Raw genomic sequence first — 17,568 nt, 5'->3', positions numbered from 1 at the left:
CATGAAACGACTCTTCATGGATGAGTGACACAAAAAAAGACCGTTACTTTTCCATCAAAGTGGGTTTCATGGAAGAGTGAAGCTAGAAAAAGAGCGTACTTGTCCATGAAAAGATAAACTAAATAAAAAAAAGCCTTTGCTATTAAAGCAAAGGCTTGAAAAGGGGGTATAACTATTTATTTATGGGGGTAAATAAATAGAAGAGAAAAGAAAAGGTTTAAGGTTTGGTATGTCTATAGTATAACTATTGGATGTGAAAAAATAATGCTCTTTTCGACTTATTTTATGATGATGAATGAAAGAAAATGTGAAGATTTTAGGAATATTACCTCAGCTGATTTAAGCAATTAAAAGTGTATAGATTGTAAAAGCTATAAAAGCAATGATCAGCACATTAAGGATAAATAAAAGAATGGTATAAGCTTGGCTTCTAGATTTTGATGCCAATACTAATGATAACGTGTTTAATAAAACTGCGACAATCAGCACACCAAGAAAAATAGGAAAGCTAAACAGTGAGAATTGATTTTGAATAAAAATAGAGACAATAGTTAAGATGAAAGAAATAGAAATTAAAAACGTTGGCCATTTGGTAGTGCTTTTTTTTGTGTTATACATAAGTTTGAACTCCAGTCTTTTTTTATGAAATATCGATAAACTTAAGTATACAATTTGAGAATCTGCTTCACAATAGTTTCTTAAAAGAAGACTTGATTTTGTAAGAATAGACATGAAACAGGTGGAATCATTATAGATAGAAAAAAACCCTCCACTCGAATCAGAGTAGAGGTTTTAGAACATTATTTTCTTCGTTTTGTCTTAATAAGACTTTGGTACAAGGAAGAAAATGCAGCAAAGAGAATACCGGTGATTGGAAAAATGATCCAAGCTGTTCCCCAAGCATTATAGATAAAACCTAAAAGCAAATAAACAGCTGTGGCTATTGGAAATACGACTCCTGCAATAGTATCTGTCAGTTTACTGGCAATAACTTTTTCAGGCTGATAGTCTCCTAGCGAAAGGAGTTTTTCATAGGTGGAGTACAAAACGCCATAAAAGACAAATAAGAAAACACCAACGGATACAAAACCTAGAAGAAAGATAACGGACCACGCGTTATCGTCTCCCAGAAGAACAATTGCGAGCAATAAAGAGATAGGGGCTAAGATACATAGGATAACTCCAGCTGCGATTGCTTTTGCAAAACTAGGTTTGAACTCCTGCATCTCTCGATCTAAGTGGATACGTGTAGAAGGATCAAGAATAACGACCTTTTTATCAAGGTTGTATTGTTCCTCTTTTAAACCAAAGATAATAAAAATTCCAACCGCAATAGCAATGAAAATAAAAAGTGGAATAATCGATAAGAGATCTATGCCCTCCATATTTGCAGGAGAATTAAAAGAAAACAAATTTGCAAGTTCGTTGAATAATAGCATCACAGCTGGAGCGAGAATACATAGAGCAACTCCTGTCGCAATTCCCAGTCCAAATTTTGTCCGATGCTGCATAAAATCCTCAACTTCTGCCTCTGATAAAAAGACAGAGTCCTTGTCAACTTCTTCCGAATCCTTCTCTAAATTGTACTCTTCGATGATTTCATCGATATTGCCAAATTCAGAGAGAACAGTTCCAATCGCTTCATTTTCACTTTGACCTTCTGATTTTAACTGAAGGTATTTATCTTCCATATTGGTCAGCATATCTTCTTTAAGTTGCTGCATTTCAGGAGTGCGTGGCAATTGAACAAAAACTGATTCGACATAACTTTTAATTGTATCCATTTTTACGATTCCTCCTTAATAAATCTATCCATCACATTTTTTGTATCCAGCCATTCGCTTACTTTATCGCTATACGTTTTTTTACCTAATTCTGTAATTCGGTAGTAAGTTCGCGGTTTGCCATTGGTTTCGGTACTAGAATAAGATTGAATAAGAGCACTTTTTTCTAATCGGTTAAATGCAGAATAAAGAGTGGTTTCTTTCATAATATATTTTCCATCTGTTATTTCTTTAATTGTATTTGAAATTTGATAGCCATAAGAATCTTCTTTCATCAAAATAGACAATAGAATTAAACTATTAAATCCTCGCATGACATCACTTGATATCACATCATCACCCCGTTTTTTACTTCATCTATCGTAGTAATTAAAGTATACTCCTTTTACTACGACAGGTAAAGTAATTTGAACGACATTGGCAAATGAAAAAAGAGATAGCTTATAGAAAGCTAATCTCTTAAGTGAATTAATTGTTTGATACGTTTACTATTTTTTTAGAACGAAAGATATTTAAGATAACGGTTCCTGTATGAAAGAAAAAGACGATTGTCGAATACCCCATTAAAAAAAGAATGAAATTGTCTGTTGGAATGTTTAATTCATCATACAAAATACCAGAGAAAAAAGAAGCGGAAACGATTGTTATAAAGGTTAACAATGAAGGAATCCATAAAAATAATAAATTTTTTATTGAAGTTTCCTTTCCATTATTTATTAAGAAGGAGGTCACCAATAATACTGTTAAAGTAATGCTTAAAAATATAAAAACATTTTGAAATAAATTCCAATATAAGTTATAAATAGGATGCATTGTCAAAATCCTTTCTTCTATGTAATAAATTTTTTATCTGTATTCTTTATTATGATGTAAGCGTACACCAAAACTTTTGTTATTCCTAAATAGAAGTTGATAAATTATTCAGATGATTAATAAAATCTATATATAATTGTCTATACAAAAAAAGATAGATCAATCATTAAGATTAACCTATCGTACTTATTCAAAAATGATAAAACGTTATGTTCAGCATCTATCTTTTTATTGTTAAATCGATTATATTCTAGGTGGTAAGTTACGTCCAAAGACAAAAGCTACAGCTGCAATAATGATACCCACTATAATAAATAGGGTTCCAATAATTGGATCACCAGACCTAACGGGTCCAAAATAACCAAAAATGATAATAATGATACCAACGATCAATAAAATTTTTCCTAATATATTAAACATCATACCTACCTCCAGTACAGTTTTTATTTGATCAGTATAGCAGATAATAGTGAAAGAAAATACTAATATGACTAGTAGGCTAGCTAGTAAAAAAACTTCAAAAAATTTTTTAGCGCTCTGTTGACAAGAGTGCTAAAACGTATTATATTAAACGTGAGCAAGGGAAATACCTGCTCAGGAGGTTAAAAAAATTTTAGAAAGAGGGTTAAGTTTATGAGTAATTTATTTCCAGTAGGACGTGATTTCATGAATTTTGGCAAAAACTTTTTCGAGGATCCTTTTGACCATTTATTAGCACACACGGCTAATTTTAATGTAGACATTCGAGAAGAAGAGAATGCTTATATCGTAGATGCTGATTTGCCAGGTATGCCTAAAGATAGTATTCAGTTAAAATATGAAGACAATGTATTGTCAATTGGGGCAACTCAAGAAGAAAGCAAAGATGAAAAAGACGATAATGGCAATTACATCCGTAGAGAGCGTTCAACTAAATCTTTCAGTCGCCAATTTTTATTAAAAAACGTCAACGAAGAAGAAATTGCTGCATCTTTTGATAATGGAGTTTTAACAGTTACTCTACCTAAAAAGGTTTCAGACGAAACAACTCCTAAACAAATTGAAATCCAATAAATATAATAGTATTAAGAGTAGTTGAGAGGAAGTTTCTCGATTACTCTTTTTTACATATACAGACGGACTTTTTTACAAATTGTAAGTAAAAACAATTGAAAAAAGATGGCCGTTCTTTTACCATTAGAAGAATGAGGCTAGTTGCTTAAAAAATAAATAAATAAAAAGTAGGAGAAAATTTATGAAACCAAAATACAATCCACTGTTTGAGCCATTTACATTTGCATCAGGAGTTAAAGTTGACAATCGCCTATTTATGGCACCAATGACGACAAATTCTTCATTTGAGAATGGCATGGTCACGACTGATGAAAAAGATTATTATAAGAGACGTGTCGCTGGTCTTGGTGCTGTTGTGACTTCGTGTGCTCAAGTCATGGAAAATGGGCGCTTTGCTGGGTCATTAAGTGCAGCATCTGACGACCGAATCGATAGTCTTGCGGGGTTAGCAAAAACGATTCAAGATGAAGGTCCAAAAGCGATTTTACAAATTTTCCATGTAGGAAGACTGGGCTCAAAACGAACGTTAAGAGGTGAGCAGCCGGTTAGTGCAAGTGCTGTCCCAATTGATTTTGAAGGAGCCGAAGTACCTAGAGCGTTAACAGATAAAGAAGTACGTGAATTAGTTGATGCATTTGGACAAGCGACTAGAAGAGCCATTCAAGCTGGGTTTGATGGAATCGAATTGCATGGAGCAAATAATTATTTGATTCAACAATTTTTCTCTCCACATTCCAATCAACGAGAAGATCACTGGGGAGGATCACTTGAAAACCGAATGAACTTCCCATTAGCTGTTGTTCAAGCGGCAAAAGAAGCGATTCAAACCTATGCGGAGAAACCTTTTATTTTTGGCTACCGTATTTCCCCTGAAGAAATAAAAGAACCTGGGATCACGATAGAAGATACCTTACAATTAGTAGCTAAGTTAAAGGAACAAGGATTGGATTACAGTCATGTTTCAACAAACAAATGGACGCAAGGTTCGGTTCGTGATCTTTATGAAACAAGACCTGTAGTCCAACGGATCCAAGAACATGTAGGAAAAGAGTTTCCTATTATTGGAGTCGGCTCAATTATAACGCCAGATGATGCTGTCGAAACAATGGCATTAGGTGTACCACTTGTGGCGATTGGTCGAGAGTTAGTTGTTGAACCGGACTGGATCCAAAAAGTGAAATTAGGAAACGAAACAGCCATCCGTAAAAAAATTAAACCAGAATACCGTGAAGATCTCACTCTGCCAGATGCAATGTGGGAGTATATCGAAAGCAGACCAGGTTGGTTCCCAATCGTGGATTAATAATTTTAAGAAATCACCAAAAAGACCTTTCACTTCAAAGTGAAAGGTCTTTTTTTGTTAAAACACGAACATTAAATAGTGGAAAATGATAAAATAATTCGCTTTTAGGTATTTACATCATGTTGTTTTGAGGTTATACTACAAATGAATCATCAATAAACGAAGTATAATCAGTTTGATAAAATAAATGTTCGTATTTAATAGGAGGGTTATTTTGGAAGAAAGAATGAAACAGCCAGCAGGAACAATTGTATTGCCGAAAAGAGAAGGGAAGAAAGCAAAGGTTACGCCAAAACCTGAATCAAATCTTATTTATCAAGTAGACGATAAACCAGGATTTATCTTGATGACACTTTTAGGTTTTCAAAATATACTGACTGCTTTTGGTGGAATTGTTGCTGTTCCTTTAGTTATTTCCGGTATGGCCGGATTTGGGGTTGCAGATACTTCTTATATGATAAGTGCAGCTTTACTGGGTTCAGGTGTCGTTTCAATCATTCAATCTAAAGGAATTGGACCAAAATGGTTTCGTGTAGGAGCTGGGCTTCCAACAATTATGGGAACCGATTTTGGATTTGTTGGTCCTGCAAATGCGGTCATCAACACGATGGGCGGCGGTATTGCCGGTTACTTCGGTGGAACCATGATGGGTGCTGTTTTAGAAATTATCTTGAGTTATTTTATTAAACCGCTAATGAAATTTTTTCCTCCTGTTGTTACAGGTACCGTTATTTCACTGATGGGATTAACGTTGATGCCTGTAGCATTTGACTGGGTGGCTGGCGGAGTTGGTGTAGCCAACTACGGATCGCCTCTTAATTTAGCAATTGCTACTATTGTATTTTTATTGATCGTGGTGTTGAATCACTATGGCAGCGTCAAAATCGGACCTGCTGCAGTCCTGATTGGTATTGTAGCTGGTTATATTATGTGTATCCCACTTGGAATGGTTGATTTTAACCAAGTAGCTCAAGCAAATTGGTTCGCTATGCCACAATTGTTTAAATATGGCGTTAATTTTGATTTGAAATTTGCAATTCCATTTATTTCAGGTTACTTAGTTACAGTTATCGAAACTGTTGGTGTGATGCAAACGATTGGAGAAGTCACAGAAACAAAATTAACTGATGAAGATATTGCAAATGGTGTTCGTGCTGATGGTGTGGGTTCATTTATTGGACCTGCAATGGGATCAGGTCCAGTAGCTACTTTTAGTCAAAATGCTGGATTGATTCCGTTGACTCGTAATGCTTCTCGTTCTGTTGCGATTACTGCGGGTGTTCTTTTAATGGCAATGAGTTTCCTTCCAAAATTTGCTACGTTGGTTTCTATTATGCCAATGGCGGTATTAGGTGGAGCAGGAGTCTTGATGTTCGGAAACGTAGCAGCATCTGGTGTTAAGTCATTATCACGTGTGAATTTTGATAACCGCAATTTAGTCATAGTCGCTGCAGGTTTAGGAGTTGGACTAGGTGTAGCTTTTCGTCCTGAAGTGGTAGCTGGACTGCCTGGAATTCTTGGTGGATTGTTCTCATCAGGAATTTCAGCTGGAACAATCGTTACATTAGTGTTAAATATTATTTTAAAAGAAACACCAACAATGGAATCGCAAGAAGCTTAATAGAAAAGCAAAACGTTTGTCACTCAGTTTTATAGGTGATGAACGTTTTTTTGTTGTAAGGGGTCTAGTTCTTTCCATGAATGAACATTATTTTTTACTATAATAAGTCATCTTACGTGATAAATGACTCTGGTAATTTTTTTTTAAGATAATTCGAATACGTTCTTTGGAATAGTTTTTTTCACACCATTCGTAAATCTGGCTTGTTGACATTAAATTATCAGGAAAGAGCAGTTTGAATTCTTTTATACTCCGCTCAATTGCGGTTTTAATGGTTTCTTTGTGTCCACATGCAGTACAAAAGTAATTTTGTCTAGTAGTTGTATGACTAAGTGAAAAGCAAATAGGGCACAAAATACCTTTCTTCAGTTGTCCCAATTGATAGATAGGAAGATTATCGGGACGATAATCTTCATTATGTAACTCTTTAAGTTTAATTGCTAGATTTAAATGTTCTTGTTTTATCAAGAAATTTTGATTGGATAGAGTACTAAGATGTTTAGGCAATTGATAAGAAAAAAGGAAATGTTTATTTGGCAAGATAGAGTAGAGAGTGAATTCGGGATTAATAAAGACAACAATTGGGTGTATGGGCAATCGGTATCCTAGGCGAAGCAGCACGTTTTGTAAATAGGTCACACTTCTATCGATTTGCCTTAATGGGTTAAGAATTTGATAGCCTGATTCTGTGAAAAAAGAATCTTCTTTATAAAAGTAGGAACCGGTATAATTTTTCACTTCATATAAATAGATAGAATTATTCACAATAAAGAGACAATCAATTTGAAAAACAGTGTCTTTATAATTTAGAACGAGATCATTTAGTACATAGCCTGATTGGTGAAATTGACTCATATAGAAATCGAAATGTTTTTCACCAGCCCAACCTTTCACTTGATGCTCATATTTTAGTTTTTCGTCAACGGGTAAGTTCATGCGGAAATTTAAAGATTCCAATACACGATGAGTAATCGATTTTGTTCGTTCTTTTAGTATCATGATTTTCGTGCGCTCCTTAAATTTAATCGTTCTCTCTTAATATAAGAAAAAAGTATCAAGAATCACTTTTTATGTAAGCTATTTTGTTGCTTTTTGTAAATGGAGTCTTCATGGAAGAGTGAAGAGGAAAAGAAACTTCAGTTGTCCATGAAACTGCATTTAACGGATAACTGAAGCAAGAAATGGGCTTCACTTATCCATCAGCAGGTCGTTCATGGAAGAGTGAATCATAAAACTACACTCACTTAGACATTAAATAACATTTGATGAAAGAAAAGAGTATTTTGAATCCAGCATTATAATCTGAGTGAAGAATGACCATTATTTTAGTAAAAAAAGTGTAGTAGTGGTATACTGAAAACGATTTCTTATAGAGAAGAAAGAGGGTTGATGGATATGAAAAGAATGTTTTTAGGGAAAAGTGAGTTAATGGTACCGAATATTGCGTTAGGATGCATGTCGATGGGGAAATTGTCTCCTGACGAAGCTAGCAAAGTTCTAAATAATGCATTAGACCATGAAATTGATTTTTTTGATTTAGCAGATATATATGGTGGAGGAAAAGCTGAAGAAATATTTGGAAAAGTAATTGAAATGGATCCTTCTATACGAGAAAAAATGTTGATTCAATCTAAAGTAGGGATTCGAAAAGACAGTTATGATTTTTCAAAAGAGCATTTGATTGAAAGTGTGGATGGAGTTCTTAAACGTTTGCAAACAGATTACTTGGATGTATTGCTGTTACATCGTCCAGATGCACTAGTTGAACCTGAAATCGTTGCGGAAGTTTTTGACGAATTAGAAAAGAGTGGAAAAGTCCGCAACTTTGGAGTCAGCAACCACAATCCATATCAAATTGAATTATTGAAAAATTATGTTCAACAACCACTTGTTGCAAATCAATTGCAGTTTAGTGTCATGCACACCGGAATGGTCGACGCGGGAATAAATGTCAATACGAAGTTTGATAGTGGTATCAATCGTGATGGCGGAGTATTGGATTACAGCCGTTTAGAAGCCATGACGATACAAGCTTGGTCACCGATTAAAAGTGGTGAAGATATTTTTGTAGATAACAAAAACTATCCGGAAGTAAATGCTAAATTGCAAGAAATTGGAGAACGATATGGATTATCTAATTCAGCAACTGCTATTGCTTGGATCTTGCGTCACCCAGCTAACATGCAAGCCATTGTAGGTACGATGACTCCTGAAAGATTAACTGACTACAGCAAAGCTTCCGAAGTGCGTATGACGCATGATGAATGGTATGATATCTATCGAGCAGCTGGAAATGAATTGCCTTAAAAAATAACTTGATTTATTACAAATTGAATCGTAAAGCACCTCTTTTGATTAAAAATCAAAAGAGGTGCTTTTTTTAATTGAATAAGATATGACAATCGTAAGAAGAAATAAAAAAAGAACTTAACTACTTAAGAATGAAGAAAAAATACCGATATATTATTTAATAAACGTTTAATTAAAAGTAGAGTTGAGAACTTCTATAAAACACGGGTAAAATGGAAAAGGTGTTCTAAGGAAGTTTTACATAAGGAGGAGCAATTGGTGAAGAATTTGCGCAAAGAGAAGAGCCCAAGGAAAAAAAGTATAAGGGTTGTTATTATCCCTACGTTGATCGCTATGATTACGATACCCATTATTATACTAGTAGTCATCAATTATTACAGCACGCAAAATCTATTGTCTCAACGTGTTGAGCAAAGTGAAAAAAATCTAGCAACACAATTTACTACACAACTAGATTGGATCGGTCTAGAATTAGAAAATACGATTAATTCATTAGCAGAAAAATCTGAATTTCAAGATGTTACTGAGGATGAAGAGGCTCAAGCCTTCGTTCAAGAAGAATTGCAATTTGTTTTAACCAATAGTATGTACATAGGAAATGCTTATTATGCTCCTGAAAATCAGGGAGTGCTTGGAACAGTTGAAAATTTAGCTTCAGACTTTGATGCCAGTGCAACAACGTGGTACCAAAGAGCGGTTGAACGTAACGGTGCACTGATTTGGAGTGAACCTTACCGTGATGCAACTACAGGAGCTATGGCAATGACTATTTCTAGAGCAATCATTGTCGATGACGTATTTTATGGTGTTTTAGCCATTGATTTGAACTTAGAAAGAATGAATACTTATTTGACCTCAGTACAAAATGGAAATACCGGACACTTTTTTGTGCTTTCTGAATCAGGGGATTATTTGATGTCAAATGATCCAAAGAAACTTGGGACAAATATTGGTGACAGTGAGTTATTTAAAGAAGCAACCGAACAAACAGGTTACGTATACACTGATAGCAACAATCAAGAAATCGGTAGTTATTACGCTAAAGTCAGTCGTCTAGGTATGACTGTTTATGGAGTCGTTGGCGAAGAAGAGATGGCTAATGAAGTCGCTGCTACCAATAGAGCTGCTCTTATTGGTTTAGTGATTGGAATCATCATAGCGATTTTAAGTGCCTTACTTGCATCTAGATATGTTATGACGATTGCAGCAACGTTAACTAAGGCATTCAGCAGAGTAGAAGATGGTGATTTAACGACTGAAATTACTGGAAATGATTTACACATGTTGCCAGATAGTAAATACTTTAAAGCGTTTAGAAAACCGAAAAAAATCAATGAAACCAGCGATGAAATTGGGCGAATTGCATTTGCATTCAATAAAATGATGGTTCAATTTAGACAAATGGTTGGAGGCATCCAACAAAAGAGTGATCATTTGATGGATATGACCCAAACACTGAATGATATTTCTAAACAGACGACTTCAGCAACAGAAGAAGTGTCCGAAACCATCACAGGAATTGCTCAAGCTACAAGCATCCAAACTAAAGACACTGAAGATACAGTAGGAAAAATGGAAGAATTATCCAAAACCGTGGGTGAAATTGATCAAAATATTCAAAAAATGGGACAACATACAGATGATACAACGATTGCCAATGGAAAAAATAATCAAATGATGTCTGAAGTTCATGACAACTGGGAAACAACGGTCGATACCATGGCTAAATTAGCGAAGAGTATCCATGCTGTAAATGAGGATATTCAAAATATAGAAAAAATTGTTAAAGTAATTGATGGAATATCCGACCAAACCAATTTATTGGCTTTAAACGCTTCAATTGAAGCGGCTCGTGCTGGTGAAAGCGGTAGAGGTTTTGCAGTAGTTGCCAATGAAATCAGGAAACTAGCTGAGAAAAGTGATGCATCGACAAAAGATATCGCGACTATTATTAAAAACATTCAAGAAAAATCAAATGAAATGGTCAGCAAAGTCGAACAATCGCATGCGGAAAGCGAAGTACAAACAAAAACAATCGATGAAGCGATCGATTCATCAAATAAGGTAACCGATCAAATGGATAAATTAGTTGAAAGTATTTTGAATGTTGCTAATTTAGGCTTCGCTATTTCAGCTAAAAAAGATGAAACATTGGTGGCAATTGAAAATATTGCGGCTTCAGCTGAAGAAAATTCTGCAGGGACACAAGAAGTATCCGCAAATGCAGAAGAAATTTTAGCAACAATGGAAGAATTTTCATCAAGTATTGCTAAGCTAGAAACAATTGCAAATGAATTAAAAGAAGAAACAAATCAATTTAAATTAGAATAACCCGAACCTTAACTGACAGTTCAGTTACCGTGCATTCTTATACAGAGTGAATGCACGGCAATGAATAAAAAAGAAATTGGAGGAATAAAGAATAATGGAAAAGTTTGTTATTTTTAGTAGTGGTGGTCAAAGCTTTGCCATTCCAATTGAAGTAACCGAAAAAATCATACATGTTGAAGGGTTGACCAGAATTCCAGATACCTCTACGTATATATTAGGCGCAATTGATTATGATGAAAGTATTTTACCTATCATTGATTTAAGAGAACGGTTCTTTCAAAGTAAAACAGAGCTAACTGCTGACACTAAAGTGATTGTTGTCAACTGGCAAAAGGAAAAAATTGGTTTGGTGGTAGATAAAGTGACCACTATTCGCTCTTTTGAAAGTGCAGAACGCGAAACTTCAGAAGAAGCAGCGCAAGAAGCAGCTAGTTATGTCATGGCCTTTATCCGAACAGCAGAGGAAATCATTTTACAGTTAGATATAGACAGTATTTTTACAAACAATGGGGAACAAGAACTAGTATCATTAATCAATAGATAATAAGGGGTAGAATTAGAGGAATGGTGAAAAATGTATGGCAGATGAATTGAGGGTTGGAATCTCAGATTATAAAATAGCAGAGCAACCTCAGTCCTTGATAACAGTAGGATTAGGTTCCTGTATTGGGATTGCTTTATATGATCCTAAAACGAAAATCGGCGGATTAAGTCATATCATGCTGCCAGACAGCACTGCTTTTAGAGAGGTCAATAAAATTGAAAAATTTGCTGATTTAGCTGTCCCCTATATGGTATCAGAAATAAATAAACGAACAAATAACAATCCACTAGTCGCTAAAATAGCTGGTGGTGCAAGTATGTTTCAATTTTCTAAAGATCTTCCACATGGAAGTATCGGGGATCGAAACATTCTTGCTGTTGAAGAAGTATTGAAACAGTTAGGGATTCCTTTATTGGCCACTCATACTGGGGGAAATATGGGCAGAACAATGATTATCGATTTGGCCACCTTTACAGTAACGATTCGAATGGTGAATAGAGAGATAATAGTATTGTAAAAAGGGATAAGGGGAGAAACAAAGAATGGATATAAAAGTATTGGTTGTGGACGATTCTCCTTTTATGAGAAAAATTATTACTGAAACAATAACGAGTATTGACGGATTAGAAGTTATTGGTACGGCAAGAAATGGGCGAGACGCACTAAAGGCAATTCCACAGCTTCAACCTGATGTTATTACGTTAGACATTGAAATGCCGGGATTAAATGGATTAGAAACCCTTGAAATTATAAAAAAAGAATACTCTACACCAGTCATTATGATGAGTTCATTTAGTGGAGAAGACAACACGATTGCCGCATTAGATCTAGGTGCAATGGATTTCATTGAAAAACCTCATGATATAAGAAACCAATCAGATGTATTTAAAAATGAAGTAGCAGATAAGATAAAACCATTATTTGAACAACTGAAAACAGAAGTCCATATAGAAAAGTCGTTTTTACAAAAAAGTGAATTAGAAGATAGGTTACCTAAAAAGATTAAAGCCATTGCCATCGGGGCCTCTACAGGAGGACCTAAAGCCCTATTCTCAATTATTCGCTCACTACCAGAAAATTTAAAATTTCCAATATTTATTGTTCAGCATATGCCAAAAGGATTTACTACATCCTTTTCCAAACGTTTGGACAAAGAGTCCTCTGCGACAGTGGTGGAAGCTGAAGATGGTATGACAATAAAAGCTGGTTTTGTCTATGTTGCTCCAGGTGGTTACCATATGGTTATTGACAATCAATGCATCAAATTAAATGAGGCCGATAAAATCCATGGCGTACGCCCAGCGGTAGATTATTTATTTGAAACAGCTGCTGATACGTACGGTAGTGATTTAGCTAGTTTTATTTTAACGGGTATGGGGCAAGATGGTGCAAAAGGATTGGATAAAATAAAAAAAGCTGGTGGTTTCACAGTTGCACAAAACCGTGAAACATCTATTGTTTATGGCATGCCAGGCAATGCAGTTCAAAAAGGTGTGATTGATGAGATCGCGAGTTTAAATGAAATATCAGAATTAATTAATTGGATGATAAGGATGAGAAGCTAATGTTGAATTTCGAATTTTTCTATGCATGGACAAAAGAGCATTTGAATATTAATCTAGATGGATACAAAGAAAAACAGCTTCAAAGACGTATTGGAACGATTATGAAAAATACTGGTGTTGCAACGTTAGAAGAATACGCTGTGAAGATCCAAACAGATCCAATCATTAAAAAGAACTTTTTGAACTACATTACGATTAATGTAACAGATTTTTTTCGTAATAGAGAAGTGTTTGATGAATTTGAAGAGTTGATGGTATCGTATCTTGAACCTCGTTTTGGTGCTTTAAAAATTTGGAGTGCAGCTTGCTCTACCGGGGCAGAAGCTTATTCACTAGCAATGATCATGGACAAGCATCATATTGCTCAAGCAGAAAAAATAACCGCAACAGATATTGATGAGACTATTTTAGCGAAAGCTGAAAAGGGAATCTTTTCCAGTACAGAAATAAAGAATGTGGATGATGAGAATCGTAAGCATTATTTTACAGAAGAAGAAAGTATCTTTTATTTGGCAGATCAAATCAAAAATAAAGTTGCATTCAAGAAACACGATTTAATCGGTGATCGCTTTGGGAAAGAGTATCATGTAATTGTTTGCCGAAATGTGACCATTTACTTTAAAAACGAAGTGAAGGAAGAGTTGTATCAAAAATTTAGTGATGCACTTGTACCGGGTGGTTTGTTCTTCACAGGGGCAACAGAAACGATTTACAATCCAGAAAAATACGGTTTTATTAAACGTGCATCTTTCATTTATGAAAAAATATAGTCAACAAAGTACACGAACCAATGAAAGGGAGGGATACTATGGACGAAAACAGTAAATACCTCGATTTATTTTTTGAAGAAACGGATGAACATTTGCAAAGTTTAAATGAACAAGTACTCGAGTTAGAGAATAATCCGGAAGATTCCAGTATCGTAGACGTGATGTTTAGATCAGCTCATACAATCAAAGGAATGGCAGCGACTATGGGTTATGATACGATGGCTAAACTGACACATAAAATGGAGAACGTATTTGATTTGTTGAAGCAAAAAATTATTGCGGCTGATACGATTTCCATCGCTTTGATTTTTGACTGTCTGGATACATTGTCTGATTTAGTGGAAGACTTAAGAGAAGGAAATGATGCAGAGCGAGATATTTCTAATCTTGCCAAACGTCTAGACCAAGTATCGTCAGGAGAAAGTGCCATAGAAGATGCTTCAGAACTGGAACAAGAAACTGGATCATCACTTAATTTGGCTTTGAAGAAAGTTGAAGATTCAGATTTGATGATTATTGATGCTGCTAAAGAAGACGGCTACAATGCGTATGTGCTGGCTATCCAAATCGATGAAGAAAGCTCAATGAAAAACGCACGTGTGTATCTCGTGATGAGCAAATTGGAACAACATGGAGATGTATTGTATTCTGAACCAGGTACAGAAGTTCTTGAGAACGATGATTTTGGGAACATCTTCAAATTGATCTATGTCAGTCAATTGGATGAAGAAACTGTTCATAACCTAGCATTAGATAATAGTGAAATCGAAAAAGTGTTGATTCAAACGATTCAACAAGCTGATGACTTAATGGTAAAAATGGCAGAAACATTTCAACCTGAAGAAAAACCTGTTGAAGAACAAAAAATAGAAATGGTAACTGAACCTCAAGCAGCTACGAAAGTACCGAGTAAGGGGAAAGCACAAAATCATGCGATGAATCAATCGATTCGAGTAGATATTGGGAAATTAGATTCCTTTATGAACTTGGTCTCTGAGTTGGTCATTTACCGTACAAGATTAGAAGACTTAACCGAACAACTACTAGTATCAGAAATGAAAGAGCCATTGGATCATGTTGCTAGAATCAGTTCAGAATTGCAAGAGTTGGTTTTGAAGATCAGAATGCAACCAGTCAGTACAGTAATGACACGCTTCCCTCGAATGATCCGTGACTTGGGGAACGATTTAGGGAAAGAATTTAACTTAGTTATCGAAGGTGAAGATACTGAATTGGATCGTACGGTTGTTTCTGAATTGAGCGAACCGTTAGTGCATCTCTTGCGGAATTCAGCTGACCATGGAGTAGAAATGCCAGCAGACCGAGTGAAGTTAGGTAAAGATCCAAAAGGAACGATTAAGATTACGGCTTATCAAGAAGGCAATCGAGTAGTACTAACATTGAGTGATGACGGAAAAGGTGTTAATCCAACCATTATTAAAGAAAGTGCGGAACGTAAAGGCATCTCAACAGAAAGTATGAGCGACAAAGAGATTCAGCAACTGATTTTCCATCCAGGTTTTTCTACGGCAAAAGAAGTCACGAGTATTTCTGGTCGTGGCGTAGGAATGGATGCGGTTAAACAAAAAATTACTGAATTAGGTGGAACCGTTGAATTGGAAAGTGTGGTCAATAAAGGGACAACATTTAAAATCAATTTGCCATTAACGTTGTCTATCATCCAATCCTTGCTTGTAACAGTTGGCCAAGATACATTTGCGATTCCTTTAGGGATCATCAAAACAATTGTTAAAGTAACGGAAGAAGACATTATTCGTGTGCACAATCGGGAAGTCTATAAATATGAAGGGTTGGCGGTTCCTGTTATTCGGCTAAACCAAGCACTGAGTATGGAAACAAATGAAGAATCAAATCTGCATTTGGTCTTAGTGAAACATGGAGAAAGTTATAAAGCCTTAGCGGTAGATGATTTAGTCAGACAACAAGAAATCGTCATTAAAAAGCTAGGACAAGAACTAAAAATGTTGAAGAATTACTTAGGAGCAACTATTCTAGGGGATGGTAGTATTATCTTGATTTTAGATGTATCGGCTATTTGCAGTGAAAGAATAGGTGAGTACAGTGAAGTCTAATTACTCAGCGATGGAACTAGATGTATTGAAAGAAGTGATCAATATTGGTGGAGGACATGCCGCAACGAGCTTGTCTCAATTGATTGAAAAGCCAGTTCAAATGACTGTCCCTGTTATTGAAATGATGGAATACGCAGATGTTTATGAGCAAATCATGCCAGAAGAAGCTGTGATAAAAGCCATTATCATCAAGATGATGGGAGATGCAGAAGGTGTCTTTCTTTTCACAGTCGATCAACAAGTTTCTGAAACTATTGTCGCAATGATGTTGCCGGAAAATACACCTTATTCAGAAGCTATGGCTAATTCAGCCTTGCAAGAGTTGGTAAACATACTCGTTAATTCATTTTTGAATGCAGTGATGAAACTAATGGACGCGAATTTGATCACATCTGTGCCAATCATTATTGAAGATATGTTTGGAGCAATTATGAGCAGTGTGTATTTAGAACAAAGCCAGTATGATGATTCTATTATGATCATTAAGAACGAATTTTATTATTTAGGAGATCGATTAGAATCTTCATTGTATTTCGTCCCAAAACCAGGGATAATAGAAAAGATGTTAACAGCACTAACAGTTTGAGAGGAGAAAAACAAATGACAAAAAATGTAATGATCGTAGACGATGCAGCTTTTATGAGGATGAAATTGAAAGATATTTTAGAAAAGAATGGCTATAAAGTAGTAGCAGAGGCACAAAATGGGGTTGAAGCTGTTGAAAAATACAAAGCTGAAAAACCAGACTTAGTAACAATGGATATCACCATGCCAGAAATGGATGGAGTAGATGCTTTAAAAGAAATCAAAGCATTTGACCCAGCTGCACGTGTTGTCATGTGTAGTGCGATGGGGCAACAAGGAATGGTTATGGATGCAATTCGTTCTGGAGCAGTCGATTTTATCGTAAAACCATTCGATAGTGATCGTGTTATTAAAGCTTTAGACAAAGCAAGTTTGTAAAGGTGACAAAAATATGCAGATGATTATTTTTACGTTAAACGAAAATTATTATGCCTTTTCTTCTGAAAACGTTGAAGAGATAACAAATAAAATGCCTTGGACCCCAGTCCCTCAATCGCCATCTTGGGTTCAAGGGCTCGTTAATTTACGAGGAAATGTAATCACGTTAATAAATTTTTATAAATTGCTTTCTCCCACTGATGAAACAAAAGAATTATGGTACAATAATATCATCATTGTGAAAAATGATGAGGAAAAAATAGCATTCATGGTGGATGATGTCGCATGGGTTTTGGATATTGAGCCATCCGCTATTCAACAGTTGGACGATAAAACTGATGAATTAGTGTCTAGTGTGATTCAAGTAAAAGATCAAATAGTGAGTGTCATCAATATGGAGAAACTATTTTTATAAAAA

General features: G+C 35.3%; 19 protein-coding genes. 13 read left to right on the top strand and 6 right to left on the bottom strand.

Annotated elements, in window-relative coordinates:
* Window positions 1-339 precede the first annotated feature (339 nt).
* The 5 genes from ACKI3H_RS05650 to ACKI3H_RS05630 form a co-directional block, all read right to left on the bottom strand.
* Complete coding sequence (locus ACKI3H_RS05650) at window positions 340-618, bottom strand: hypothetical protein (RefSeq protein ID WP_407371297.1); 279 nt, start codon at window positions 616-618, stop codon at window positions 340-342.
* 182 nt (window positions 619-800) lie between these two features.
* The gene (locus ACKI3H_RS05645; protein ID WP_407371296.1) at window positions 801-1,784 is read right to left on the bottom strand and encodes a permease prefix domain 1-containing protein; all 984 of its coding nucleotides are present in this window, start codon (window positions 1,782-1,784) and stop codon (window positions 801-803) included.
* 2 nt (window positions 1,785-1,786) lie between these two features.
* On the bottom strand, window positions 1,787-2,116 hold the full coding sequence (locus ACKI3H_RS05640) for a PadR family transcriptional regulator (protein ID WP_407371295.1): 330 nt from the start codon (window positions 2,114-2,116) through the stop codon (window positions 1,787-1,789).
* Between the two features lie 136 nt (window positions 2,117-2,252).
* A complete protein-coding gene (locus ACKI3H_RS05635) occupies window positions 2,253-2,444 on the bottom strand; it encodes a hypothetical protein (protein ID WP_407371294.1) in 192 nt (63 codons plus the stop codon).
* 396 nt (window positions 2,445-2,840) lie between these two features.
* The gene (locus tag ACKI3H_RS05630; RefSeq protein WP_407371293.1) at window positions 2,841-3,017 is read right to left on the bottom strand and encodes a hypothetical protein; all 177 of its coding nucleotides are present in this window, start codon (window positions 3,015-3,017) and stop codon (window positions 2,841-2,843) included.
* A gap of 213 nt (window positions 3,018-3,230) precedes the next feature.
* Between ACKI3H_RS05630 and ACKI3H_RS05625 the strand changes: the two genes are divergently transcribed.
* The 3 genes from ACKI3H_RS05625 (at window position 3,231) to ACKI3H_RS05615 (ending at window position 6,574) form a co-directional block, all read left to right on the top strand.
* Window positions 3,231-3,650 carry an Hsp20/alpha crystallin family protein gene (locus ACKI3H_RS05625; protein ID WP_407371292.1) on the top strand — a complete coding sequence of 140 codons (420 nt, stop codon included), beginning with the start codon at window positions 3,231-3,233 and terminating at the stop codon, window positions 3,648-3,650.
* 181 nt (window positions 3,651-3,831) lie between these two features.
* The gene (locus ACKI3H_RS05620) at window positions 3,832-4,953 is read left to right on the top strand and encodes an NADH-dependent flavin oxidoreductase (RefSeq protein WP_407371291.1); all 1,122 of its coding nucleotides are present in this window, start codon (window positions 3,832-3,834) and stop codon (window positions 4,951-4,953) included.
* Between the two features lie 214 nt (window positions 4,954-5,167).
* Window positions 5,168-6,574, top strand: a complete 1,407-nt coding sequence (locus ACKI3H_RS05615; RefSeq protein ID WP_407371290.1) for a uracil-xanthine permease family protein — start codon at window positions 5,168-5,170, stop codon at window positions 6,572-6,574.
* Between the two features lie 87 nt (window positions 6,575-6,661).
* Here ACKI3H_RS05615 and ACKI3H_RS05610 read toward each other — a convergent pair whose 3' ends face one another.
* Window positions 6,662-7,573 carry a nuclease-related domain-containing protein gene (locus ACKI3H_RS05610; RefSeq protein WP_407371289.1) on the bottom strand — a complete coding sequence of 304 codons (912 nt, stop codon included), beginning with the start codon at window positions 7,571-7,573 and terminating at the stop codon, window positions 6,662-6,664.
* 396 nt (window positions 7,574-7,969) lie between these two features.
* On the opposite strand from ACKI3H_RS05610, the gene ACKI3H_RS05605 reads away from it, so the two are divergent.
* The 10 genes from ACKI3H_RS05605 to ACKI3H_RS05560 all read left to right on the top strand — a co-directional run bounded on the left by ACKI3H_RS05605 (window position 7,970) and on the right by ACKI3H_RS05560 (window position 17,565).
* On the top strand, window positions 7,970-8,881 hold the full coding sequence (locus tag ACKI3H_RS05605; protein ID WP_407371288.1) for an aldo/keto reductase family oxidoreductase: 912 nt from the start codon (window positions 7,970-7,972) through the stop codon (window positions 8,879-8,881).
* Between the two features lie 261 nt (window positions 8,882-9,142).
* Window positions 9,143-11,215 (top strand): methyl-accepting chemotaxis protein, encoded by a 2,073-nt coding sequence (locus tag ACKI3H_RS05600; protein ID WP_407371287.1) that lies wholly within the window; start codon window positions 9,143-9,145, stop codon window positions 11,213-11,215.
* Window positions 11,216-11,309: 94 nt separating this feature from the next.
* Window positions 11,310-11,759 carry a chemotaxis protein CheW gene (locus ACKI3H_RS05595; RefSeq protein WP_407371286.1) on the top strand — a complete coding sequence of 150 codons (450 nt, stop codon included), beginning with the start codon at window positions 11,310-11,312 and terminating at the stop codon, window positions 11,757-11,759.
* Window positions 11,760-11,793: 34 nt separating this feature from the next.
* Complete coding sequence (locus tag ACKI3H_RS05590) at window positions 11,794-12,276, top strand: chemotaxis protein CheD (RefSeq protein WP_407371285.1); 483 nt, start codon at window positions 11,794-11,796, stop codon at window positions 12,274-12,276.
* A gap of 25 nt (window positions 12,277-12,301) precedes the next feature.
* A complete protein-coding gene (locus ACKI3H_RS05585) occupies window positions 12,302-13,324 on the top strand; it encodes a chemotaxis response regulator protein-glutamate methylesterase (RefSeq protein WP_407371284.1) in 1,023 nt (340 codons plus the stop codon).
* Complete coding sequence (locus ACKI3H_RS05580; protein ID WP_407371283.1) at window positions 13,324-14,094, top strand: CheR family methyltransferase; 771 nt, start codon at window positions 13,324-13,326, stop codon at window positions 14,092-14,094. The genes ACKI3H_RS05585 and ACKI3H_RS05580 overlap by 1 nt, the downstream gene beginning before the upstream one ends.
* A gap of 38 nt (window positions 14,095-14,132) precedes the next feature.
* A complete protein-coding gene (locus ACKI3H_RS05575) occupies window positions 14,133-16,187 on the top strand; it encodes a chemotaxis protein CheW (RefSeq protein ID WP_407371282.1) in 2,055 nt (684 codons plus the stop codon).
* On the top strand, window positions 16,177-16,773 hold the full coding sequence (locus ACKI3H_RS05570; RefSeq protein WP_407371281.1) for a chemotaxis protein CheC: 597 nt from the start codon (window positions 16,177-16,179) through the stop codon (window positions 16,771-16,773). Before ACKI3H_RS05575 ends, ACKI3H_RS05570 begins: the two co-directional genes overlap by 11 nt.
* A gap of 14 nt (window positions 16,774-16,787) precedes the next feature.
* Entirely contained in the window at window positions 16,788-17,150 is a 363-nt protein-coding gene (locus ACKI3H_RS05565) for a response regulator (protein ID WP_407371280.1), read from the top strand.
* Window positions 17,151-17,163: 13 nt separating this feature from the next.
* Entirely contained in the window at window positions 17,164-17,565 is a 402-nt protein-coding gene (locus ACKI3H_RS05560) for a chemotaxis protein CheW (protein ID WP_350450895.1), read from the top strand.
* The last annotated feature ends 3 nt before the right edge of the window (window positions 17,566-17,568 follow it).

It is taken from the genome of Carnobacterium sp. (genome assembly GCF_045617425.1).
In the GTDB taxonomy this organism is placed as follows: Bacteria; Bacillota; Bacilli; order Lactobacillales; family Carnobacteriaceae; genus Carnobacterium_B.
The sequence above is the reverse complement of the archived record's forward strand: the minus strand, read 5'-3'. Positions and strand labels throughout refer to the sequence as shown.

Bases quoted from the DNA above. Each gene is read 5' to 3' on its own strand.
- ACKI3H_RS05585 (WP_407371284.1), top strand. From the start codon at position 12,302: ATGGATATAAAAGTATTGGTTGTGGACGATTCTCCTTTTATGAGAAAA.
- ACKI3H_RS05605 (WP_407371288.1), top strand. From the start codon at position 7,970: ATGAAAAGAATGTTTTTAGGGAAAAGTGAGTTAATGGTACCGAATATT.
- ACKI3H_RS05590 (WP_407371285.1), top strand. From the start codon at position 11,794: ATGGCAGATGAATTGAGGGTTGGAATCTCAGATTATAAAATAGCAGAG.
- ACKI3H_RS05580 (WP_407371283.1), top strand. From the start codon at position 13,324: ATGTTGAATTTCGAATTTTTCTATGCATGGACAAAAGAGCATTTGAAT.
- ACKI3H_RS05560 (WP_350450895.1), top strand. From the start codon at position 17,164: ATGCAGATGATTATTTTTACGTTAAACGAAAATTATTATGCCTTTTCT.
- ACKI3H_RS05610 (WP_407371289.1), bottom strand. From the start codon at position 7,573: ATGATACTAAAAGAACGAACAAAATCGATTACTCATCGTGTATTGGAA.
- ACKI3H_RS05595 (WP_407371286.1), top strand. From the start codon at position 11,310: ATGGAAAAGTTTGTTATTTTTAGTAGTGGTGGTCAAAGCTTTGCCATT.
- ACKI3H_RS05645 (WP_407371296.1), bottom strand. From the start codon at position 1,784: ATGGATACAATTAAAAGTTATGTCGAATCAGTTTTTGTTCAATTGCCA.
- ACKI3H_RS05575 (WP_407371282.1), top strand. From the start codon at position 14,133: ATGGACGAAAACAGTAAATACCTCGATTTATTTTTTGAAGAAACGGAT.
- ACKI3H_RS05630 (WP_407371293.1), bottom strand. From the start codon at position 3,017: ATGTTTAATATATTAGGAAAAATTTTATTGATCGTTGGTATCATTATT.
- ACKI3H_RS05620 (WP_407371291.1), top strand. From the start codon at position 3,832: ATGAAACCAAAATACAATCCACTGTTTGAGCCATTTACATTTGCATCA.
- ACKI3H_RS05650 (WP_407371297.1), bottom strand. From the start codon at position 618: ATGTATAACACAAAAAAAAGCACTACCAAATGGCCAACGTTTTTAATT.
- ACKI3H_RS05625 (WP_407371292.1), top strand. From the start codon at position 3,231: ATGAGTAATTTATTTCCAGTAGGACGTGATTTCATGAATTTTGGCAAA.
- ACKI3H_RS05565 (WP_407371280.1), top strand. From the start codon at position 16,788: ATGACAAAAAATGTAATGATCGTAGACGATGCAGCTTTTATGAGGATG.